Source organism: Streptomyces syringium (assembly GCF_017876625.1).
Lineage (GTDB): Bacteria > Actinomycetota > Actinomycetes > Streptomycetales > Streptomycetaceae > Streptomyces > Streptomyces syringius.
In genome coordinates this window covers 3,931,850-3,950,357 of the sequence record NZ_JAGIOH010000001.1, presented here as the reverse complement: position 1 = coordinate 3,950,357, position 18,508 = coordinate 3,931,850, and the positions used below count along the sequence as shown (strand labels likewise).

Sequence of the window (18,508 nt, the reverse complement as noted above, 5' to 3'; positions counted from 1 at the left end):
GCTGCGGCAATGACCGGAGACGGGACGAGAGCCGTACGGGCGGGCCTGCCGGAGCCACGGGCGAACGAGCCGGCGCTCCCGGGCCCGGCCTTCGCCGCCCACTACCACCTGCCGGGCGAGGTCGCGGGCCCGTACACGTACGGCCGCGAGGGGAACCCGACGTGGACGGCGCTGGAGCGGGCGATCAGCGAGCTGGAGTACCCGGGGGATCCGGCGGCCGAAACGATCACGTTCCCGTCCGGCATGGCGGCGATCTCCGCCGTGCTCTTCTCCCAGCTGCGGCCGGGGGACACCGCGCTCCTGCCCGCTGACGGCTACCAACTGCTGCCCGCGCTGCGCGAGCGCCTGGAGGACTTCGGCGTCACGGTCCGCACCGCGCCGACCGGTGACGACGCGCAACTGGGCGCCCTGGACGGCGTGCGCCTGCTGTGGATCGAGACGCCCTCGAACCCCGGCCTCGACGTGTGCGACATCCGCCGCCTCACCGACGCCGCCCACAGCCGTGGCGCGGTGGTCGCCGTCGACAACACCCTCGCCACGCCGCTCGCACAGCGCCCGCTGGAGCTGGGCGCCGACTTCTCCGTCGCCAGCGGCACCAAGGCCCTCACCGGCCACGGTGACGTACTCCTGGGCTATGTGACCACTCCGGACCCCGAGCTGGCAGCGGCCGTACGCGCCTGGCGCAAGACCACAGGAGCCATCCCGGGCCCCATGGAGGCCTGGCTCGCCCACCGCTCCCTCGCCACCCTCCAGCTCCGCGTAGACCGGCAGGCGGCCACCGCCCTCGCTCTCGCACGCGCCCTGCACGACCGGCGCGAAGTGACGGCCGTGCGCCACCCGGGCTTGCCGGACGACCCCGCGCACGCGGTCGCCCTGCGCCAGATGCACGGCGGCCGGTTCGGCTGCGTGGTCTCCTTCGTCCTCCCGGACCGGGCCCACGCGGAGCGATTTCTGGCCGCGCTGCGGCTTGTCGACGAAGCGACGAGCTTCGGCGGCGTGCGCTCGACGGCGGAGCGCCGGGGACGGTGGGGCGGGGACGCGGTGCCGGACGGTTTCATCCGCTTCTCGGTGGGCGTCGAGGACACGGAGGATCTGGTCGCTGACGTACTGACGGCCCTCAACCTCGCACAAACGAACGGGGTTTGAAGCCGCACGCGGGACGGCCGGCTCGCGATACGGTGACGGTAATTGAGCCACTTCGTCACGGAACGAAGTCGGCCCTCGGCGGTGCGCCAACACCGGTCGAGGGCCTACACCCGCAAGGACTTGTAAGGAGTCCCAGGATGCTTCGGCATGTTATCGCCCCTGAGCGTTTCTTCACGCAGGTATCGAACGAGATCATCCGCCACCCGCGCCTGTCGGCGAACGCCGTACGGCTGCTGATGTGGCAGCTGTCGCTTCCCGAGAGCGTGGACGGGCCGCAGTGGGAGGAGGCGCGCGGGCACGCGCTCAACGGGGACGCCGACGCGTCCCACCGGCTCCTGGACGAGGCCCGGACCCTCATCAGCCGGGCCGCCGAGCACCCCGAGGACGAGCCGGCGTGGAGGTACTTCTACGACGAGACGTGGTTCGCCCTGCAACGCGGCATGGCGGAAATGCACCTCGGCGCCTGGCCGGCCGCCATCGATCACCTCACCAGCGGACTGGCCGCCCTGCCCGACGACTACCGGCGCGACAAGGCCTGGTACCGCGCCTGCCTGGCGCACGCGGCGGCCGGTGCGGGAGAGGCGGAGCAATCCGTGGCGGTCGCGCTGCACGCCATCCCGGACGCGGCCGTCGTGGGTCGTCCGCACGCGTGGAACGAACTCCACGTGACAGCAGCCGCGTTGCTGCGACAAGGAGCACCGGAGGGACAGCACCTCGTGGCAGCACTCAAGACGCACGACTGATGCGTGCCAACGGCCCGGCCCTGACGATCTCCGTCAGAGCCTGGGCCGCGTTCACGGCCGCGCTGTAGCGGGCCCGCAGGTTGTGGATCAACAGCGACAGGTCAGCCGCAGAATTCCGCTTCGATGGCCGACTGCTCCAGTGCCTGATCGCCCCAGTCACCGTTCCGGTTGATCGTCATGACGTGCCTGCCGTCGGCGGTGGCCGCCGTGCGGGTCAGGGAGCCGGTGATATCGCTGCTGTGCCCCCAGACCTTCACGCCGCACGCCTTGAGCGTCTGCGACCTGATCCCGAGGCCGTAGGACCTGCCGTCACCCAGGTCGCGGCCCGTGAACATCTGTTTCTGCTGGGCGGGAGGAAGAAGTTCGCCGCGCAGGAGGGCCCGGATGAAGACGTTCAGGTCGCGGCTGGTCGAGATCATCTCGCCGGAGGCGCCGGAGACCGAGGGGTTGAAGTCGGTGGCATCGTGGATCCGGGCGGCCGGGTCGGCGACGTAGAGCTTGGAGTAGTGGCGGCCGTGCGGGCCGGGGACCGAGGACGACGTGCCGGGGACCGTGGTTCCGCGCAGGCCGAGGGGTCTGATGATGCGCCGTTCCACTTCCGAGGCGTAGCTGTTTCCCGTGGCCTTCTCGATGACCATGCCGGCCAGGATGTAGTTGGTGTTGGAGTAGGACCAGCCCTCGCCGGGGGCGAACTCCGGCTTGTGGGCGAGGCCGATCCGCACCAACTCCTCCGGCGCGGCGCCGTCGTACCGGTGGGTGAAGAACGCCTTGCCGGTGAACCTGGCGCGGAACCCCTCGTCGCGGATGTAGTCGTAGAGGCCACTGGTGTGCTGGAGCAGCTGACGCAGGGTGATCCGACGCCCGTCGTTGTCGTTGCCGCGCACCAGGCCGGGCAGCCACCCCTCCACCGTGTCGTCGATCGACAGGCCGTACCGGGGCTCGGCGGCGAGTTGCAGCACGACGGTGGCGATGAAGGGCTTGGTCAGGCTGCCGATGCGGAACCGGTCGTGCGGAAGGCGGGGGCGGCCGGTGCGGAGGTCCGCCACGCCGGAAGTGCCGTGCCAGACCTCGCCCGCACGGTCCGCTCGGGCCAGGGCACCGGGGGTCCCCCCGTCGGTGATCGCGTCGAGGGCTTGCTGCGTCGCGGAGTGATCGGCGTGGCGTGGCGCAACACGCGGTGCGGCGGCCGCCGGGGCGACCGTAGCCGTAGCGACCGATCCCGCCAGTGCCAGGGCGGCCAGAGCACGGGGTAAGGCGTACGTAGCCATGTGGGAGCTTCTCCGTCCCTCGGTGAATTCGGCTACCGAGGAGGACCCACGCCCGCAGCAGCGGGGTTGACGGCCTGCCGTCACTCTCCCCCTGAAGGCACCCGGAGCAGCCCCCGAGAGGCAAGGAGACGGCTCGAGCCTCCCCCCTCTTGGCTCGAGCCGTCGCGGTTCCGACGCGCGAGGAACCGCGCGACCAAGGCTAGTTGACTCTGCGTCAGTGTCCAATCACGCTAGCGACACAGCCCTATCGACTTATTTATAGTTCCGATACGAGCGGTTGGCGGCGAGCCGGGGAGAAGACATGGATCTGGCCCTCTTACGCACGTTCGTCACGGTGCACCGGGCCGGGTCGTTCACCCGCGCCGCCACACTGCTCGGGCTGTCCCAGCCCGCCGTGACCGGGCAGATCCGTTCGCTGGAGAGGCAGTTGGGGCGGCCGCTGTTCGTCCGGCAGGCGCGGGGCGTGAGCCCCACGAGCATCGGGGACGAGCTCGCCCACAAGATCGCGCCGCATGTGGACGCGCTGCTGGAGATCACCGAGGCCGACCTGGACGAGCAGTGGGCCCATCGCACCCTGCATCTGGCCGGGCCGCCGGAGTTCATCGCCGTGCGCGCGCTGCCCGCGCTGACGCCGCTCGTGGCGCAGGGGATGACCGTGCGGGCGGCGCAGGGCATCGCGGAGGATCTCTTCGAGGCGCTCGCGGCGGGCCATCACGACCTCGCCATCACCACCTCACGACCGCGCGGCCGGCTGCTCACGGCCACCCCGCTCTGCGACGAGGAGCACGTGCTGGTGGCGGCGCCGCGCTGGGCGGCCAGGCTCGGCGGGGCGGCGGTCGTGCGGGACAAGGGGGTGCGGGCGCTGGAGCATCTGCCGGTGGTGGAGGTGCACGAGTGCCTGCCGTTCGTGGCGCGCTACTGGGCCGCCGTCTTCGACAGCAAGCCCGTCACCGCCGGCACCGTCGTCGTCCCCGATCTGCGGGCCGTGCTCGCCTGTGTGGCCGCCGGGGCCGGGCTCGGGGTCCTGCCCAGGTATCTGTGTGCCGACGCCCTCGACACGGGCGAGATCGTGGCCCTGCTCGACCCGCCCGTACCGCCGCTGCGCACGTATTTCCTGGTCGTACGGACCGGCACCCTCGCCCACCCCCACCTGGCCCGCGTCCACGAGTGGCTGCTGCGTGCCGCCGTCTCCTGGTGAGAGTCAGCGAGAGTCAGCGAGAGTCAGTGAGCGCCGACAGGGAAACCGGTGGGAAAGGGGAGGCCGGGAAAGGGTTTCGCGGGGGGTTCCACGCGGCAGATGTCCCGTATGACCGAACGTCCAGTGGTCAAACGCACCGCCCGCGCCATCCTGCTCGACGGCGACATCGGCACCACCACGTCCCGTTCCGACCTTCAGATGATCCTGATCAAACGCACGAAGCCCGGCGAGGATCCGTATTGGATCACCCCGGGCGGCGGCGTGGAGCCGGAGGACGCCACCGTCGTCGCCGCTCTGCACCGCGAGGTCGACGAGGAGCTCGGCGCGAAGGTCTTCGACGTCGTTCCCGCCTTTGTCGACACCGTCTCGCACTCCCTCCACCACGCCGCGCACGGCGTGAAGGTGCAGCACTTCTTCGTCTGCCGCCTGGCGTCGATGGACCTCTCCCGGCGGCACGGCCCGGAGGTGGACGAGCCGTGCGGGACGTACGAGGTGGTGCGCGTCCCCTTCACCAGGGAAGGCGTCACCTCCGTGGACATGGTGCCGCCGTCGCTGCGCGCGTATCTCGAAGCGAACATCGAGGGCGTACGGGCGCTGCTCGCGGACGACCTCGGCTGAGGCAGCGCCGTCCTACCCCCGGCCCGTCGACGACGTCGTCAGCTCTTCGATCCCGTCGTGCCTTATTCGGTGCGACGGTATGCCGATGCCGACAAGGGTGTCCACACCGCTGCGGATCATCCCCGGCGGGCCGGAGAGATAGGCGTCGTAGGCGGGCCAGGGACCGTATTCGCGCACTATGTGGGTGAGTTGGCCGCTCAGGCGGCGCGTGGGCCCGTCGGAGACGACGGGCCGCACCGACAGCCACGGGTGCGACCGCTGGAGGCCGAGCATGGTGTCGATGTCGTAGAGGTCGTCGTCGTGCCGGGCGCCGTAGAAGACCTCGACCGGACGGCGGCGGCCGTGCTCCGCGACGTCCTCCACGAGCGCCTTGATCGGTGCGATGCCGGTACCGCCTCCCAGGCACAACAGCCCGTTGTCAGTGGTGTGGTCGACAATCATGGAACCGGCAGGGGGCCCGAGGCGCAGGACGTCACCGGGGCGGGCGTGATGGACCAGTGCGTTGGACACCCAGCCGGCCGGTATGGCCTTCACGTGGAAGGAGAGCAGACCGTCCGAGCGGGGTGCGGACGAGAAGGAGTAGTTGCGCCAGATACGCGGCCACCAGGGCGTTTCCAGGCTGGTGTACTGCCCGGCGAGGAAGGGGTAGGGCTCCTCGGGCCGTACGGTCACGACGGCGATGTCCCGCGTGCGCAGCTCATGACCGACGACCTCGGCCTGCCACCAGGCGGGCGAGCTCCGCTCATCCTCGGCGGCCGCGTCGATCATGATCTGGGAGACGGTCGTGTAGACGCGCACCCAGGCGGCCTCCGTGGCCTCGCTCCAGGTGTCCGACGCGAAGCGGGTGAGGGCGGCGATCAGGCACTCGCCGACGGCCGGGTAGTGCTCGGGCAGCGTGCCGTATTTACGGTGTCCACGGCCGAGGTGGGAGAGGTATTCGGTGAGCGTCGCGGTGTCGTCGGCGTGCTCGGCGGCGGTCAGCAGCGCCTTGAACAGGCGGTCGCGCTGGACGTCCATCGCGACGGGGAACAGGGACCGCAGATCGGGGTGGCGGATGAAGAGCAGCGCGTAGAAGTACGACGTGGTCTTGTCGGCGACGGGCGCGATCTCGGCCAGCGTGCGGCGGATCAGCAGGGTGTCGGGGGACGCACCCGATCTCGTCGGCCGGATGGGCAGTTGATCGCGAGCCGGGGCAGCGGAGCCCGGGGCCGGGGGCTGTGTTTCTACGGGGCGCCGGTGGCGAGTGCCTCGCGACGGTGGTGGGGCCTGTTGCCCGGGGTGGACCTGCTGATCGGGCGGCGCCGTCCGATCCGGTGGCGCGTAGCGATCCCGCCGTTCCGGCGGCGCGTACGGCTCCCGCCGATCCGGCGGCTCCGGCGGCTCCGGCGGCGCTGACTGCACACCGCCGCCGTACCCCGAGTGGTACAGCGGCGCCCACCGGCTCGAAGGTGCCGGCGGCGGTGGCTCCGTCTGCCATACCGCGCTGATCGGCAGCCCGGAGCCGTACCCGGGGTCCCGCTCCGTCTCCGGCACCACCGCGCGGGCGACGGGCTCCCACCCGGGCGGCCGGTCCCGGCTGCCTCCGGTGTCCCCGGCCGTCACCTCCCCCGACGGCTCCGGGGCCACCGCCGGGGTGTCCGGCACGGGACGCGGTGGGGTGAACCAGCCCCGCTCACCCGCGGTGCCGAACGAGCCTCCATCGGCCGACGTTGGGGTCGGAGCATCCATCAGTGCCTCGCCTCGAACATCTCTCGGTCGGTGTGCGCACTCCCGCCGGAACCGGAAAGTGCCGCGATTCCCCGATTTGCCTCGGGCCGCTGTACCAGTCCGCGTAGCATTCCACCGTCTGACCCGACTACGGGCGATTAGCCGGAAATTCAAGTGGCAGCAGGCCCGTTGAGGTTAAACTGAACCATTTCCCGGACAGTCGACCGTCAAGTGACGCACACTCCGGCGGCGTTGACCCTACAGGGCGCGACCGGTTCCACAAGGGCCCCACCAATTACCCCTGGCAACCGACCAGTTCGTAGGCCTCACGGAGGTCCCGTCCGCTATACGCGTGCACGGCGACGTCGCGTACGTGATGGTCCGCGTTGACCGCCACGGACACCGGGACCACCTCGAACAGGCGGACGTCCGACATCGAATCCCCGTAGGCCACACAGTCGCCCCGGCTCAGACCGAACTTCTCGCAGAGTTCGTCCGCGATCCGCACCTTTGCCGCCGCGTCGAGGATGCCCGCCGGGTTCACCGGCTCGCGGAAGGGCACCGCGGGCCAGAGCGAGCCGTGGGCCGCGTCCGCACCCCAGGTGAGCAGGCGTTCCACGAAGAAGCCGGGCGAGAGGGAGATCACCGCGCAGCGTTCGCCCCGCGCCTGGATGTCCGCCCAGACCTCCCGGATGCCCGCGAGCCAGGGCGCCCCCTCGAAGGCCGCAGCCACCTGCGCCTCGGTCAGGTCCGCCCACAGCTCGACGGCCAGCGCCGCGAAGCGCGGCGGCGTCAGCTTCCCCGACGCGAATCCCCGCTCCAGCTCGTCGATCTCCCGCTCCACCCCGAGCTGCCGGGATATCTCGATCGCCGCCGCCGATCCGTACATCAGCGTGCCGTCGAGATCGAACAAATGCAGTCTGGTCATGAGACCCGAGGGTAGGCGTACGCGCCGCCGATTACGCCTGAATACTTCCCTGGTCGGACAGGGGAGAGACAGGGGACAGACAGGGGACAGACAGGGAAGCGGACGCGCGTCGGCGCGGCCGGGGCGGAATCCCACGGCCGCGCCGACGTCCGATCCCGGCGGTCAGCCGCCCAGCACGTCCTCGATCGCCGACACCGCGAGGCGGTGATCCTGCTCCGGCGCGCCGCCGCCCACCCCGATCGCACCGACGAGGCGCCCGTCGCGGTGCAGGGGCACGCCCCCGGCGATGAAGAGGAGCGGGCGGTCGAGTGCGGTCGGCAGGGTGTGGAAGGGGCCGCCGGGCTGGACGGCGTCGACCACGTCGGCGGTCGGGGCGTCCAGCTGCAGGGCGGTGAACGCCTTCCGGGTGCTGGTCTCCCCCGCGATCAGCACGGCCCGGTCGTCCCGGCGGAAGGCCAGCGGGTGGCCGCCCGCGTCGAGCACGCTGACGGCGACCCGTACGCCCTGCTCGTCGGCGGCCCGGCGCACGGCGGCGACGAGAGCTTCCGCGTCGTGCGTGGTGAGCGGGCGGACGGGGGTCACGGTCTCGGTGACGGTGGCGGTCATGGGGGGTGCTCCTTGCAGTGGTGCGGTGATACGGGGGTGCGGTGGTTCGGCGGGTGGGGCTTCGGCGGGCTCAGTGCCCGGCCGTCACGGCCTCACGCTCGGCGGAGAGGGGGGTGGCCCCGGCGGCGATGCGTCCGCTCCGGGCGCCCGTACGCCGCTCCAGCGAGGCCGACATGAGGGCCAGGACCAGCGCGGAGGCGGCCATCAGTGCGCCGACCCAGTTGGGCGCGGTGTAGCCGAAGCCGGCGGAGATGACGAGGCCGCCGAGCCAGGCCGCGATCGCGTTGCCGAGGTTGAACGCGCCGATGTTGACGGCGGAGGCCAGGGTCGGGGCGTCGGCGGTGTGGTCCAGGACGCGCTTCTGGAGCGGCGGTACGGAGGCGAAGCCGAAGGCGCCGATCAGCGGGATGGCCACGGCGGCCGCGATCTTGTTGTGCGCGGCCAGCGGCAGCAGGGCGAGGACGATGGCGAGCGCGCTCAGCGTCACGTACAGCAGGGGCATCAGCGCCCGGTCCGCGTACCGCCCGCCGACGAGGTTGCCGATCAGCATGCCCACGCCGAAGAGGACGAGCAGCCAGGTGACGGAACCGGGCGCGTAGCCGGCGACCTCGGTCATCATCGGCGTGACGTAGGTGCTCATGGTGAAGACGCCGCCGAAGCCGAGGACGGTCATGGCCATCGCGAGCAGCACCTGCGGGTTGCGGAACGCGGCCAACTCGCCGCCGATGCGGCCCGCTTCGGGCTTCGGCTGCTGCGGGACGAGCGCGGCGACACCGGCCAGGCCCAGGACGCCGAGGCCGGCGATGACGAAGAAGGTGACGCGCCAGCCCGCGTGCTGGCCGATCAGCGTGGACATGGGCACACCCACGACCGTGGCGGCGGTCAGACCGGTGAACATCATCGCGATCGCGCCGGCCTTCTTCTCCGGGGCGACGAGCCCGGCGGCCACGATCGAACCGATGCCGAAGAACGCTCCGTGGGCGAGCGAGGCGACGATCCGGCCGGCCAGCATCAGCCCGAAGACGGGGGCGACGGCGGAGAGCAGATTGCCCGCGATGAACAGCCCCATCAGGACCATCAGCATCCGCTTGCGCGAGACGCGCCTGCCGACGATGGCCAGCAGCGGCGCCCCGACGACGACGCCGAGGGCGTATCCGGTGGTCAGGTAGCCGGCCATGGGGATGGAGACGCCGAAGTCCGCGGCGATGTCGGGCAGCAGGCCCGTGATCACGAATTCGGTGGTGCCGATACCGAAGGCGCCGATCGCGAGCGCCAGCAGAGCGAGAGGCATGACGGGGGTGTCCTTCGAGCGGTGGGGAGGAAGGGAAGGGGGCGCGGCCCGCTGCGAGCAGGCTTTCGTTGCAGGCGAACCTTACGAGCGTCGACAATAATTGCAGACGCGGGTTAATTGCAAGCGCGGGCTATTGCGCCGGCGAGCTATCCTGTTCCCGAAGACGACGCGGCCGCGCGACGGCCGAACGGACGCCGCACGCGTACGACGCGACGCAGAAGGCGAAGGAGGGCCCACCTCATGTCCCGCACCCCGGACCCCGCTCTGGTCGGCCTGGCACAGGGCTGGTGTGCGCTCTCCGCGCTGCACGGCCGGATCGAATCGCACATCGAGCGCGCGCTGCAGGCCGGGCACGAGCTGAGCGTGCGCGAGTTCTCCGTGCTGGACGTGCTCAGCCGCCAGCACGACGGCGAGGGCGGCCACCTGCGGATGAACGAGGTCGCCGACGCGGTCGTCCTCAGCCAGAGCGCGACGACCCGCCTGGTCAACCGCCTGGAGGACCGCGGCCTGCTCACCCGCTACCTCTGCCTCACCGACCGCCGCGGCATCTACACCGACGTCACCGACGCCGGCCGCGCCCTCCTCGACGAGGCCCGGCCGACCAACGACGCCGCGCTGAGCGAGGCGCTGCGGGAGGCGTCGAAGCGCGCGGAGCTGGCACCGCTGGTCGCAGCCGTGGAATCGCTCTCGCCGGTCGCGTAGCGGGCAGGGGCCTCCGGGTTCCGTTCTTGATCGACTAAGACCGGATCCCGAGCGCTATGGTCCGGATCATGAGCGACATAGAGATCCGGCCCGCGACCGCCGACGACATCCCCGCCATCGTGGCGCTGCTGGCCGATGACGCCCTCGGCGCCGAGCGCGAGTCCCCCGACGACCTGACGCCCTACCGCACGGCCTTCGCCCGCCTCGTCGACGACCCCAACCAGCACCTGGTCGTCGCCGTCCGCGACGGCCGCACGATCGGCACGCTCCAGCTCACGATCATCCCGGGACTCTCCCGGCGCGGGGCGACGCGGTCGGTCATCGAGGGCGTACGCGTCCACAGCGACGAGCGCGGCAGCGGGCTGGGCACGCGCTTCATCGAGTGGGCCATCGACGCGTCGCGCCGCGAGGGGTGCCAGTTGGTGCAGCTCACCTCGGACGCCACCAGGATCGACGCCCACCGCTTCTACGAGCGGCTCGGCTTCGAGGCGTCGCACCTCGGCTTCAAGTACCAGCTCTGACCAGGTCTGAAGGTCAGGCTTCGGCGCTACGGGCCCGGGCCCGCTCGCGGTGGGCCCGCTGACGGCAGGCACCCCCGCAGTACCGGGCGGGCCTGCCCGTACGCGCGGCAGGGACAGGACCCCCGCACACCGCGCATACCCCCGCAATTCCGGTTTCGTTACGGCCGGGCGGGGTCGGTGACGGTAGTTTCGTCACACCTCGCCCCGGGCGGAGGCTGTCGCACACCAGTGCCGTGATCCTCCCGGGCTGCCCGTCCGGGCCCCGGCGCAGCTCCATCGACAGGCATCCGACGAGCAGCGTCATCACGTCGCCGATCAGCACGTCTTTCCGTACAGCGCCCACTTTTTGAGCACGCGTCAGCAGCACTTCCAAGGCCTCGCGGAAGTCCCGCTCCACGCCCGGCGTCGGCTCGAAGCGCCCCTCGGCGCTCGCCTCCAGCGCGTCACAGAGCGCCTTGTTCCGGGCCGACAGCCGCACCACCGACGCCAGGTAGCGAAAGAACACCGCTCCCGGGTCGGCCGCGTCCGCCAACTCCCTTGCGGTATCGGTGAACAGCCGGATCCGGTCCACCACCGTCGCCCTGAACAGGGCTTCCTTCGACGGGAAATGGCGGTAGACGGTCCCGGCCCCGACCCCCGCGCGACGGGCGATCGCACCGAGCGGCACCGCCAACCCGGCCTCCTCGAAGGCGGATCGGGCCGCCTCCAGGACGAGGGCCCTGTTGCGACGGGCGTCCGCCCTGCGCCGCGGAGCGGGCACCGCCGGCGGTGTCGGCGGCTGCCTTCGCTGTGCCATCGGGGAGCTCCACGTGCGGAATGACGAAACGGGATCAGGGTTCCGATTCTATCGGCCCATCTGGACAAGGAGCCGCGAGCCACGAACGGAACGGGAAAAAGGGATGAGGAAACGCAAAAGGCCGCCGTCGGCGCGGAAGCGCGGACGGCGGCCTCGGAAGAACCGCTGCGTGATCAGCCGGCGATCACGGCGTCCCACGCCGCACCGGCGGCCTCCAGGGCCTCGTCCACAGCCACTGTCCCGACGCCCAGCCCGCGCAGGCCCTCGCCCAGCGCCGTCAGCGAGGCCAGCACGACGGCGCGGTCCGCCGCGAGACCGTAGTGGTTGACGCGGATCATCTCCTTGGCGAGCGTGCCCGCCGCCGCCTGCACGGGCACGGCGGCATCGGCCGCGAGGGCCTTCGTGACGAGCTCGCGGGCGTCGATCCCGTCGGGGGCGCGCAGCGTCGTGGCGGCCGGGGCGGCGTCCTCGTCGCGGATGACGTAGGGCGTGAGGGGGACGAGGGCCCGTACGCCGGCGCGGGTGGCCGCGGCGGCGGCGCGGTGCCGGGCGATGACGGAGTCCAGGCCGTCCGCCTCGATGCGGTCGACGGCCTGCTCCAGGGCGAGCATCTCCAGCTGCGCGGGAGCGTGCGGCAGGGCCGTCCGGCCGCCGTCGATCCACCGCTCCTTCCAGTCCAGGAGGGAGAGGTAGGAGCGGCGGGGCGCCTGCTCGTTGGCGGCTATCCGCTCCCATGCGCGGGCGCTGACCGACACGGCCGACACGCCCGCCGGTCCCGCCATCGCCTTCTGCGCGCCGATGACGCACAGGTCGACGCCCCACTCGTCGGTGAGCAGCGGCTCGGCCGCGACGGAGGCCACGGCGTCGAGCATCAGCAGCGCGCCGTGCTCACGGACGACCGCGCCGATCTCGGCGACGGGGTTGGTGTTGCCGGTGGCCGCCTCCGCGTGGACGAGGCTGACGAAGTCGATGGCCGGGTGGGCACGCAGCGCGTCGGCGACCTGGGCGGCGTCGACGGCGCCGCTGAAGGGTGCGTCCACGGTGATCACCTCGGCACCGCAGGAGCGCAGCCAGCCGCCGAACGTCTCGCCGTACGGGCCGGTGATGATGTTCAGCGCGGTGCTGCCGGGACGTACGGCCGAGCGGATGCACGCCTCCAGCGGCAACAGGGCCTCGCCCTGCATCGCGACGACGCTCTCGCGCGTGCGCATCAGCGCGGCGACCTTGTCCTCGATGCGCGCGAAGTGCCCGGCGCCGAGCGGCGCGAGGTCGAGCAGGACCGGTGCGGTGTTCGCAGTCACGGTGGCCTTCCGGGGTCTGTAGCGCCGTGTCCCGGCGCCCGCCAATCTCCCCACGACCCTACGTCCGCGCGGCCGGCGGCGCAGAGGCCGCCGACCGCTCGTCCGCGCGTTCCGGCGGGCGCTCGCGCCCGGCCCGCCGGACAGGCCTACCGCCAGCCGCCCTTGTCGACACCGCCCGGCACGGCGTCGCCCGGCTCGTAGGGTTCGCGGGTGAAGACGAAGGTGCCGATGTCGAGGTGGCTCAGCGCCCCGGCAGGCGTCCGGACGGCGCGCAGGGTCTCCCCCGCGTAGTACCCGTCGAGCCCCGTCCAGGTGGCATCCGCCTCCGCGCGGAACCGCGCCCCCCGGCCGCCGCCGGCGAGCGGCGACAGCTCCAGCCCGCGCTCGGCGCCCAGCCGCAGCGCGAAGGGGGTGGCGCCCCAGTACCAGGGGCCGGTCAGCTCCAGCAGTTCCGGAGCGACCTCGTCCAGCGGCCGCCAGGGCGCCGGGATCCGGGGCTCGTGCTCGGCGACGGTGCTGACCAGGTCGGACGCCAGGGCGGCGACCTCGAAGCCGTTGGTGAGGTTGGCGAGCGCTACGCCGGCCAGGGACTCGTCCGGGCTCACCCACAGCGCCGACACGAAGCCCGGCATGGAGCCGCAGTGACCGAAGAGGATCCGGCCGTTCTGGCGGGTCACCTGCACCCCGAGCCCGTAGCCCCGCACCCACTCCGGGTCCTGCGGCCCGACCGCCGGGACGCGCATCTCCGCGAGGGACTGCTCACCGAGAACGCGGCCGTCACCGTTCAGGAGGAAGGCCGCGAAGCGGCACAGATCCGCTGCCGTGGACCACAACTCCCCGGCGGGCGCCATCAGCCCGGTGTGCACAGCGGGCTCCGGCAGCAGCGCGTCCGCCCACGGGTGCACGGCCCAGCCCGTCGCGAACGGCGCCTCGGGGCCGAGCGTCGTACGGTCCATCCCCAGCGGCTCCAGCACCTCCCGGCGCAGCACCGTGCTCCAGTCGTCCCCGCGCAACCGCTCGACGAGCGCGCCGAGCAGCGCGAAACCGGGGTTGGAGTGGTGGTGCTGCCTGCCCACCGGGTGGCGCTGGGGGCGCTCGCCGAAGATGTCGGCCAGCTCGGGGCGCAGTGCCCCGTCCGTGCGCTCCCACCAGGGGCCGCGCGCCTCGGCAGCGAGCCCGGAGGTGTGGGCGAGGAGCTGGGCGATGGTGGCGTCGCCGCCCTCTGGGGTGTCCAGGTGCTTGCCCAGCGGGTCGCCGAGGTCGATCAGGCCCTCGTCGCGCAGCCGCAGGACCAGCACGGCGACGAACGTCTTGGTGAGCGAGCCGATCCGGTACTGCGTATCGGCGCCCGGCACCTGCCCTTCGACCGCGCCGTACCCCTCGGCCCACACCATGCGCCCCTCACGCATCACCGCGCCCACCATGGAGGGCGCGCGGCCGGCGTTCTGACCGACGGCGAGGCGGTGCAGGAGGGCGCGGCGCGTGGCGGGGAGCAGCTCGGCGAACTGCTCCTTCGAGGCTGGTACTTCGTACGGGGAGATCATGTCCCGCACCCTAGCCAGGGCCCGCCGGGCCGCCCAAAGGGGTTTCGTACGGACGCCGTGGCGGCCGCGTCCGGGCCTCCTGCCGCACGCTGGCCTTGACGCCGACGTCAAGGTCTACGGTCGTGCCATGCGCATCGGGGAACTGGCCCAACAGGCGGGCATCACCACCCGCACCCTGCGGCACTACGAGTCCCTGGGACTCCTGCCCGCTCGCCGCACCGGCAACGGCTACCGCACCTACGACGAGGAGGATCTGCGCCTTCTGCGGCAGATCCGCACGCTGGCGGACTTCGGCTTCGGCCTGGAGGAGACCCGCCCGTTCGTGGAATGCCTACGGGCCGGTCACCCGGCCGGCGACTCCTGCCCGGCCTCGCTGGAGGTCTACCGACGCAAGCTCGCGGAACTCGACGACTGCATCGAGAACCTCCAGCGCGTACGGGCCGAGGTGGGCGCCCAGCTGGCACGCGCCGAACGGTCCCGTGCCGAGCGGACCCGCGCCGCACTGCAAGCGGAAGCTGATATTCCGGGTGGCCCGCCGCCCCGCTGCGCCTTCACCCCACCGGACACCGAACCAGGGAGCAGCACGCCATGACCAGCACGGCAACACACCCGCCCGTCACTTCGGTCACCGACGCCACGTTCGCGGCCGAGGTGCTGGCCTCCGAACTGCCCGTACTCGTCGATTTCACCGCCGCCTGGTGCGGGCCCTGCCGCATGATCGCGCCCGTACTCGCGGAGCTGGCGGCGGAGGAGGCCGGGCGCCTGAAGATCGTGAAGCTCGACGTGGACGCCAACCCGGCCACCCAGGCCGCCTACGGCGTCCTGTCCATGCCCACCCTCGTCCTCTTCCGCGCGGGCGAGCCCGTGAGGTCCGTCGTGGGAGCCCGCCCCAAGCGCCGTCTGCGCCAGGACCTGGCGGAGGAACTCCCCTGGCTCGCACCCCGCTGACGGAGCTCAGCGCCGACGGGCGGGGCCGGTCACCCGGCTACGGCCGGGCGGGCGCCGCAGCGGCCGGGGCCAGCCGGGCGAGGGCGGCGGCCTCCGGGCTGCCCTCCTCGGCGCTGAACACGTGCACCACCAGGCCCGTCTCGCCGGGCGCGGCGGGCACGTGCAGCGTCTCGAAGTCCAGGGTGAGCAGCCCGGCCACCGGGTGCCGCAGCCGCTTGCGGCCCGCCGCGCACATCACGATCTCGCCGCTGTCCCAGATCCGCCGGAACTCGGCACTGCCGGCACCCAATTCGGCGATGAGCCCGGCCAGTTCCACGTCGTCGGGGTAGCGGCCCGCGGCGACCCGCAGCTGGCCCACGGCCTCCGCCGCCCTGGCCTCCCACTCGGGATGGACGAGACGGGAGGCGGGGTCGAGGAAGAGGAACCTGGCGTTGTTCCGGTCGCGGTGGCCCGGACCGGCCAGGCCACCGATCAGTTCGGAGCCCAGGTCGTTCCAGGCCACCACGTCGAGGCGGTGGTCCGTCGCGAAGGCCGGCAGTCCGGTCATGCCGTCCAGGATCCGCCGCAGCAGGGGGCTGACCCGGGCCCGGGGCGCGGGACCGCGCCGGGCGCCGGTCAGAGTGGCGAGGTGCCCGCGCTCCGCCGCGTCGAGGCCGAGCGCCCCGGCGAGCGCGTCGAGCACCTCGGGGGACGGCTGGGTGGCCCGGCCCTGTTCGAGCCGCACGTAGTAGTCCACGCTGATCCCCGCGAGCTGGGCCAACTCCTCGCGGCGCAGCCCGCGCACCCGGCGGCGACGGCCGCCGGTGAGCCCGACGTGCTCCGGCGCGACGCGCCCCCGGCGGGCGCGCAGAAAGTCGCCGAGCGCCCGCCCGGTGTCACCGGTCCCGTCGGTCCCGCCGCCGCTGTCGACGCGGTTGTCCAAGCCGTCCATGCGCTCAAGTATGGGTGGCCCTCGCAGTACCAGGACTGCCGTTCCGCCGCCCGTCAGGGTGCTGGCTGCCCCGCCGTGCCCGGGAGAACGTGGGGGCATGAACGAAGCCACGCCGCAGCAGCAGAAGAAGATCCTCGTCGTCAGCGCCCACCCCGACCCCCGTTCGCTCAACGCCGCTCTCACCACCTTCGCGGCCCGGCACCTGCGCGCGGCGGGGCACGAGGTGCGGGTGTCGGACCTCTACGCGATGAAGTGGAAGGCGACGGTGGACGCCGACGACTTCCCCGACCACACGGCGGACGGGCGGTTGAACGTGATGGCCGCCTCCGAGCGGGCCACCCTGGCGGACCGGCTGTCGCCCGACATCGCGGCGGAGCAGGAGAAGGTGCGCTGGTCGGACGCGGTGATCCTGCAGTTCCCGCTGTGGTGGTTCTCCACGCCCGCGATACTCAAGGGCTGGATCGACCGGGTCTTCACCAGCGGCTTCGCTTATGGCCCGAAGGTACCGCCGCCCTACAGCGAAGGCGCCCTGGGGGGACGGCGTGCGCTGGTGTCGGTGACTGCCGGTGCGCGGGAGTCGTCGTTCTCCGACCGGGGCATCCACGGGCGGCCGGCGGACGTCCTCCACCCGGTGCAGCACGGCCTGTTCTGGTTCACCGGCATGACGCCGCTCGAACCCTTCGCGGTGTACGGCGCCAACGAGCTGCCCCAGGAGCGGTTCGAGGCGGCGAAGCGGGAGTACGGGCGCCGGCTCGACGGGCTCTTCACGGATGCGCCGGTCCCGTTCCGTTCGCTCGTCGGCGGCGACTACGACCACGACATGCGGTTGCTGCCGGGCGTCGAGGCCGAGGGGACGCGCGGGCTGGAGCTCCACACCCACCCGCGCGGCTGAACGGCCGGGCTACCGGCCCGTCTCGTCCGCCGTGTCGGGCAGCAGCGGGAACAACCGGGTGATGAGGGCCACCGGCCGGGCGTCGTCAGGCCGGGCCAAGGGGCGCTGCTCGCGGTCCCGGTAGGGGGCGAGCGCCCGTCGGACGGCGTCCGCGACCCGGCTCATTTCTTCGGGGGTCAGATAGGCGACGGCGCTGAAGGCCTCGTCGTGGCGCCATGCGGCCGGCGCCTGGTCGCGACGGGAGAGCCAGCGCTGCCAGCTCTCGTCCTCCAGCCCCCGGGCCAAGTCGCCGAACCCGTCCTCCGCGGGCCCGTCGGCGCCAGGGTCGTGCTGCCTCAGCCGCCAGGGCCGGGCCCGCCCCCCGCTGTGCGGGGCTTCCTCGATGTGTCCGTGGCGCGCGAGCTGCCGGAGGTGGAACGAGCAGAGCCCGGAGCTGTAGCCGAGCCGGGCGGCGGCTTCGGTCGCCGTGACGGTGCCGACTTCGGCCAGCAGGTCCAGCAGGGCCGTGCGGACGTCGTGCTCGCGCAGTGCGTCGCCGGTGTCCCGGGGCTGTCCGGACGGGGAGTCGAGGTCGTCTTCGGTCACTTTGCAAAGTCTGCTACTTTGCAAAGGACTTGGCAAGGGGGGCTTGCTGGTGGCGTGCGCAGAAGGGGAGACAGCGATGCCTGTTCGTCACGTTCCGTCCCGTCCCGTGGACCGGCGGGTCCGAGTGCAGGGGCGGCCCGTCGACTCGTATCCCGAGCTGCCGCCGGAGGCGGAGCGGGGTGCGGTGCGCCGCATCACGGTGGTGGGTGAGGAGGTCCTGGGCCGGCCGTGCCGGGAGGCGACCGAGTTCGGGACTCCGGAACTGTCGGCGCTGATCGACGACATGTTCCTGACCATGCGCGTGGCCGACGGTGCCGGCCTGGCCGCCAACCAAGTGGGGGTCGACCTGCGGCTGTTCGTGTACGACTGCCCGGACGACGAGGGGGTCCGGCATGTCGGCCACATCATCAACCCCGTTCTCGACCTGCCCGGTCCCGGCAGCCGCCGACTCGTCGACGACTTCGAGGGCTGTCTGTCCGTGCCCGGTGCCACCATGACGGTCCCCCGCACCGATCGTGCCGTCGTCCGCGGGCTCGACAAGGACGGCAACTCTCTCGTCATCGAGGGGACGGGTTACTTCGCGCGGTGCTTGCAGCACGAGACCGACCACCTCTTCGGTCACACGTATCTCGACCGGCTGTCCCAGCGGGACCGCAAGGACGCCCTGCGGCAGATGGCGGACCGTCGCGATGAGGTCTTCGCTCAACGCGCGGCCAGGGCCGCCCGGCTGAGCCGGTGAGACGCTCGGTCACGTGCCGGTGAGACGGCCGGTTCACTTGCCGG

20 protein-coding genes are annotated in these 18,508 nt (G+C 72.2%); 10 read left to right on the top strand and 10 right to left on the bottom strand.

The annotated features are described in order from the left end of the window. Positions 1-9: 9 nt before the first annotated feature. The gene (locus JO379_RS17460; RefSeq protein WP_130878536.1) at positions 10-1,146 is read left to right on the top strand and encodes a cystathionine gamma-lyase; all 1,137 of its coding nucleotides are present in this window, start codon (positions 10-12) and stop codon (positions 1,144-1,146) included. 137 nt (positions 1,147-1,283) lie between these two features. Beyond that, positions 1,284-1,889 carry an NsdA family TPR-like regulatory protein gene (locus JO379_RS17455; RefSeq protein WP_307842036.1) on the top strand — a complete coding sequence of 202 codons (606 nt, stop codon included), beginning with the start codon at positions 1,284-1,286 and terminating at the stop codon, positions 1,887-1,889. Positions 1,890-1,990: 101 nt separating this feature from the next. On the opposite strand, the gene JO379_RS17450 is transcribed toward JO379_RS17455, so the two are convergent. After that, entirely contained in the window at positions 1,991-3,157 is a 1,167-nt protein-coding gene (locus tag JO379_RS17450; protein WP_209515669.1) for a serine hydrolase domain-containing protein, read from the bottom strand. 301 nt (positions 3,158-3,458) lie between these two features. Between JO379_RS17450 and JO379_RS17445 the strand changes: the two genes are divergently transcribed. Further along, the gene (locus JO379_RS17445) at positions 3,459-4,355 is read left to right on the top strand and encodes a LysR family transcriptional regulator (protein ID WP_130878538.1); all 897 of its coding nucleotides are present in this window, start codon (positions 3,459-3,461) and stop codon (positions 4,353-4,355) included. A gap of 108 nt (positions 4,356-4,463) precedes the next feature. Then, on the top strand, positions 4,464-4,973 hold the full coding sequence (locus JO379_RS17440) for an NUDIX hydrolase (RefSeq protein WP_130878539.1): 510 nt from the start codon (positions 4,464-4,466) through the stop codon (positions 4,971-4,973). A 12-nt stretch (positions 4,974-4,985) separates the two neighbouring features. Here JO379_RS17440 and JO379_RS17435 read toward each other — a convergent pair whose 3' ends face one another. The 4 genes from JO379_RS17435 to JO379_RS17420 all read right to left on the bottom strand — a co-directional run bounded on the left by JO379_RS17435 (position 4,986) and on the right by JO379_RS17420 (position 9,505). Beyond that, on the bottom strand, positions 4,986-6,701 hold the full coding sequence (locus JO379_RS17435) for a globin domain-containing protein (RefSeq protein WP_130878540.1): 1,716 nt from the start codon (positions 6,699-6,701) through the stop codon (positions 4,986-4,988). Between the two features lie 274 nt (positions 6,702-6,975). Next, positions 6,976-7,608, bottom strand: a complete 633-nt coding sequence (locus tag JO379_RS17430; RefSeq protein WP_209515666.1) for an HAD family hydrolase — start codon at positions 7,606-7,608, stop codon at positions 6,976-6,978. Positions 7,609-7,770: 162 nt separating this feature from the next. Further along, complete coding sequence (locus tag JO379_RS17425; RefSeq protein WP_130878542.1) at positions 7,771-8,214, bottom strand: GlcG/HbpS family heme-binding protein; 444 nt, start codon at positions 8,212-8,214, stop codon at positions 7,771-7,773. 70 nt (positions 8,215-8,284) lie between these two features. Beyond that, on the bottom strand, positions 8,285-9,505 hold the full coding sequence (locus JO379_RS17420) for an MFS transporter (RefSeq protein ID WP_209515664.1): 1,221 nt from the start codon (positions 9,503-9,505) through the stop codon (positions 8,285-8,287). Positions 9,506-9,745: 240 nt separating this feature from the next. Here JO379_RS17420 and JO379_RS17415 point away from each other — a divergent pair, with 240 nt between their 5' ends. Both JO379_RS17415 and JO379_RS17410 read left to right on the top strand, forming a co-directional pair. Next, a complete protein-coding gene (locus JO379_RS17415) occupies positions 9,746-10,207 on the top strand; it encodes a MarR family winged helix-turn-helix transcriptional regulator (RefSeq protein ID WP_130878544.1) in 462 nt (153 codons plus the stop codon). A 68-nt stretch (positions 10,208-10,275) separates the two neighbouring features. Beyond that, positions 10,276-10,728 carry a GNAT family N-acetyltransferase gene (locus JO379_RS17410; RefSeq protein WP_130878545.1) on the top strand — a complete coding sequence of 151 codons (453 nt, stop codon included), beginning with the start codon at positions 10,276-10,278 and terminating at the stop codon, positions 10,726-10,728. Positions 10,729-10,741: 13 nt separating this feature from the next. Here JO379_RS17410 and JO379_RS17405 read toward each other — a convergent pair whose 3' ends face one another. The 3 genes from JO379_RS17405 to JO379_RS17395 form a co-directional block, all read right to left on the bottom strand. Continuing rightward, a complete protein-coding gene (locus tag JO379_RS17405; RefSeq protein WP_130878546.1) occupies positions 10,742-11,524 on the bottom strand; it encodes a TetR/AcrR family transcriptional regulator in 783 nt (260 codons plus the stop codon). A 173-nt stretch (positions 11,525-11,697) separates the two neighbouring features. After that, positions 11,698-12,825: a pyridoxal-phosphate-dependent aminotransferase family protein gene (locus JO379_RS17400; RefSeq protein ID WP_209515661.1), complete on the bottom strand. Its 1,128-nt coding sequence runs from the start codon at positions 12,823-12,825 to the stop codon at positions 11,698-11,700. Between the two features lie 146 nt (positions 12,826-12,971). Continuing rightward, positions 12,972-14,369 (bottom strand): serine hydrolase domain-containing protein, encoded by a 1,398-nt coding sequence (locus tag JO379_RS17395; protein WP_209515657.1) that lies wholly within the window; start codon positions 14,367-14,369, stop codon positions 12,972-12,974. Positions 14,370-14,496: 127 nt separating this feature from the next. On the opposite strand from JO379_RS17395, the gene JO379_RS17390 reads away from it, so the two are divergent. After that, on the top strand, positions 14,497-14,961 hold the full coding sequence (locus tag JO379_RS17390) for a MerR family transcriptional regulator (protein ID WP_130878549.1): 465 nt from the start codon (positions 14,497-14,499) through the stop codon (positions 14,959-14,961). Next, complete coding sequence (gene trxA, locus JO379_RS17385; protein ID WP_130878550.1) at positions 14,958-15,317, top strand: thioredoxin; 360 nt, start codon at positions 14,958-14,960, stop codon at positions 15,315-15,317. Before JO379_RS17390 ends, trxA begins: the two co-directional genes overlap by 4 nt. 37 nt (positions 15,318-15,354) lie before the next feature. Here the strand turns inward: trxA and JO379_RS17380 are convergent, their stop codons facing one another. Next, entirely contained in the window at positions 15,355-16,248 is an 894-nt protein-coding gene (locus JO379_RS17380) for a helix-turn-helix domain-containing protein (protein ID WP_209515654.1), read from the bottom strand. 97 nt (positions 16,249-16,345) lie between these two features. Here JO379_RS17380 and JO379_RS17375 point away from each other — a divergent pair, with 97 nt between their 5' ends. Beyond that, positions 16,346-17,140 carry an NAD(P)H-dependent oxidoreductase gene (locus JO379_RS17375; RefSeq protein ID WP_209515652.1) on the top strand — a complete coding sequence of 265 codons (795 nt, stop codon included), beginning with the start codon at positions 16,346-16,348 and terminating at the stop codon, positions 17,138-17,140. Positions 17,141-17,149: 9 nt separating this feature from the next. Here the strand turns inward: JO379_RS17375 and JO379_RS17370 are convergent, their stop codons facing one another. Then, the gene (locus JO379_RS17370; protein ID WP_209515648.1) at positions 17,150-17,725 is read right to left on the bottom strand and encodes a helix-turn-helix domain-containing protein; all 576 of its coding nucleotides are present in this window, start codon (positions 17,723-17,725) and stop codon (positions 17,150-17,152) included. A 76-nt stretch (positions 17,726-17,801) separates the two neighbouring features. Between JO379_RS17370 and def the strand changes: the two genes are divergently transcribed. Further along, complete coding sequence (gene def, locus JO379_RS17365) at positions 17,802-18,464, top strand: peptide deformylase (protein WP_209515645.1); 663 nt, start codon at positions 17,802-17,804, stop codon at positions 18,462-18,464. Positions 18,465-18,508: the final 44 nt, after the last annotated feature.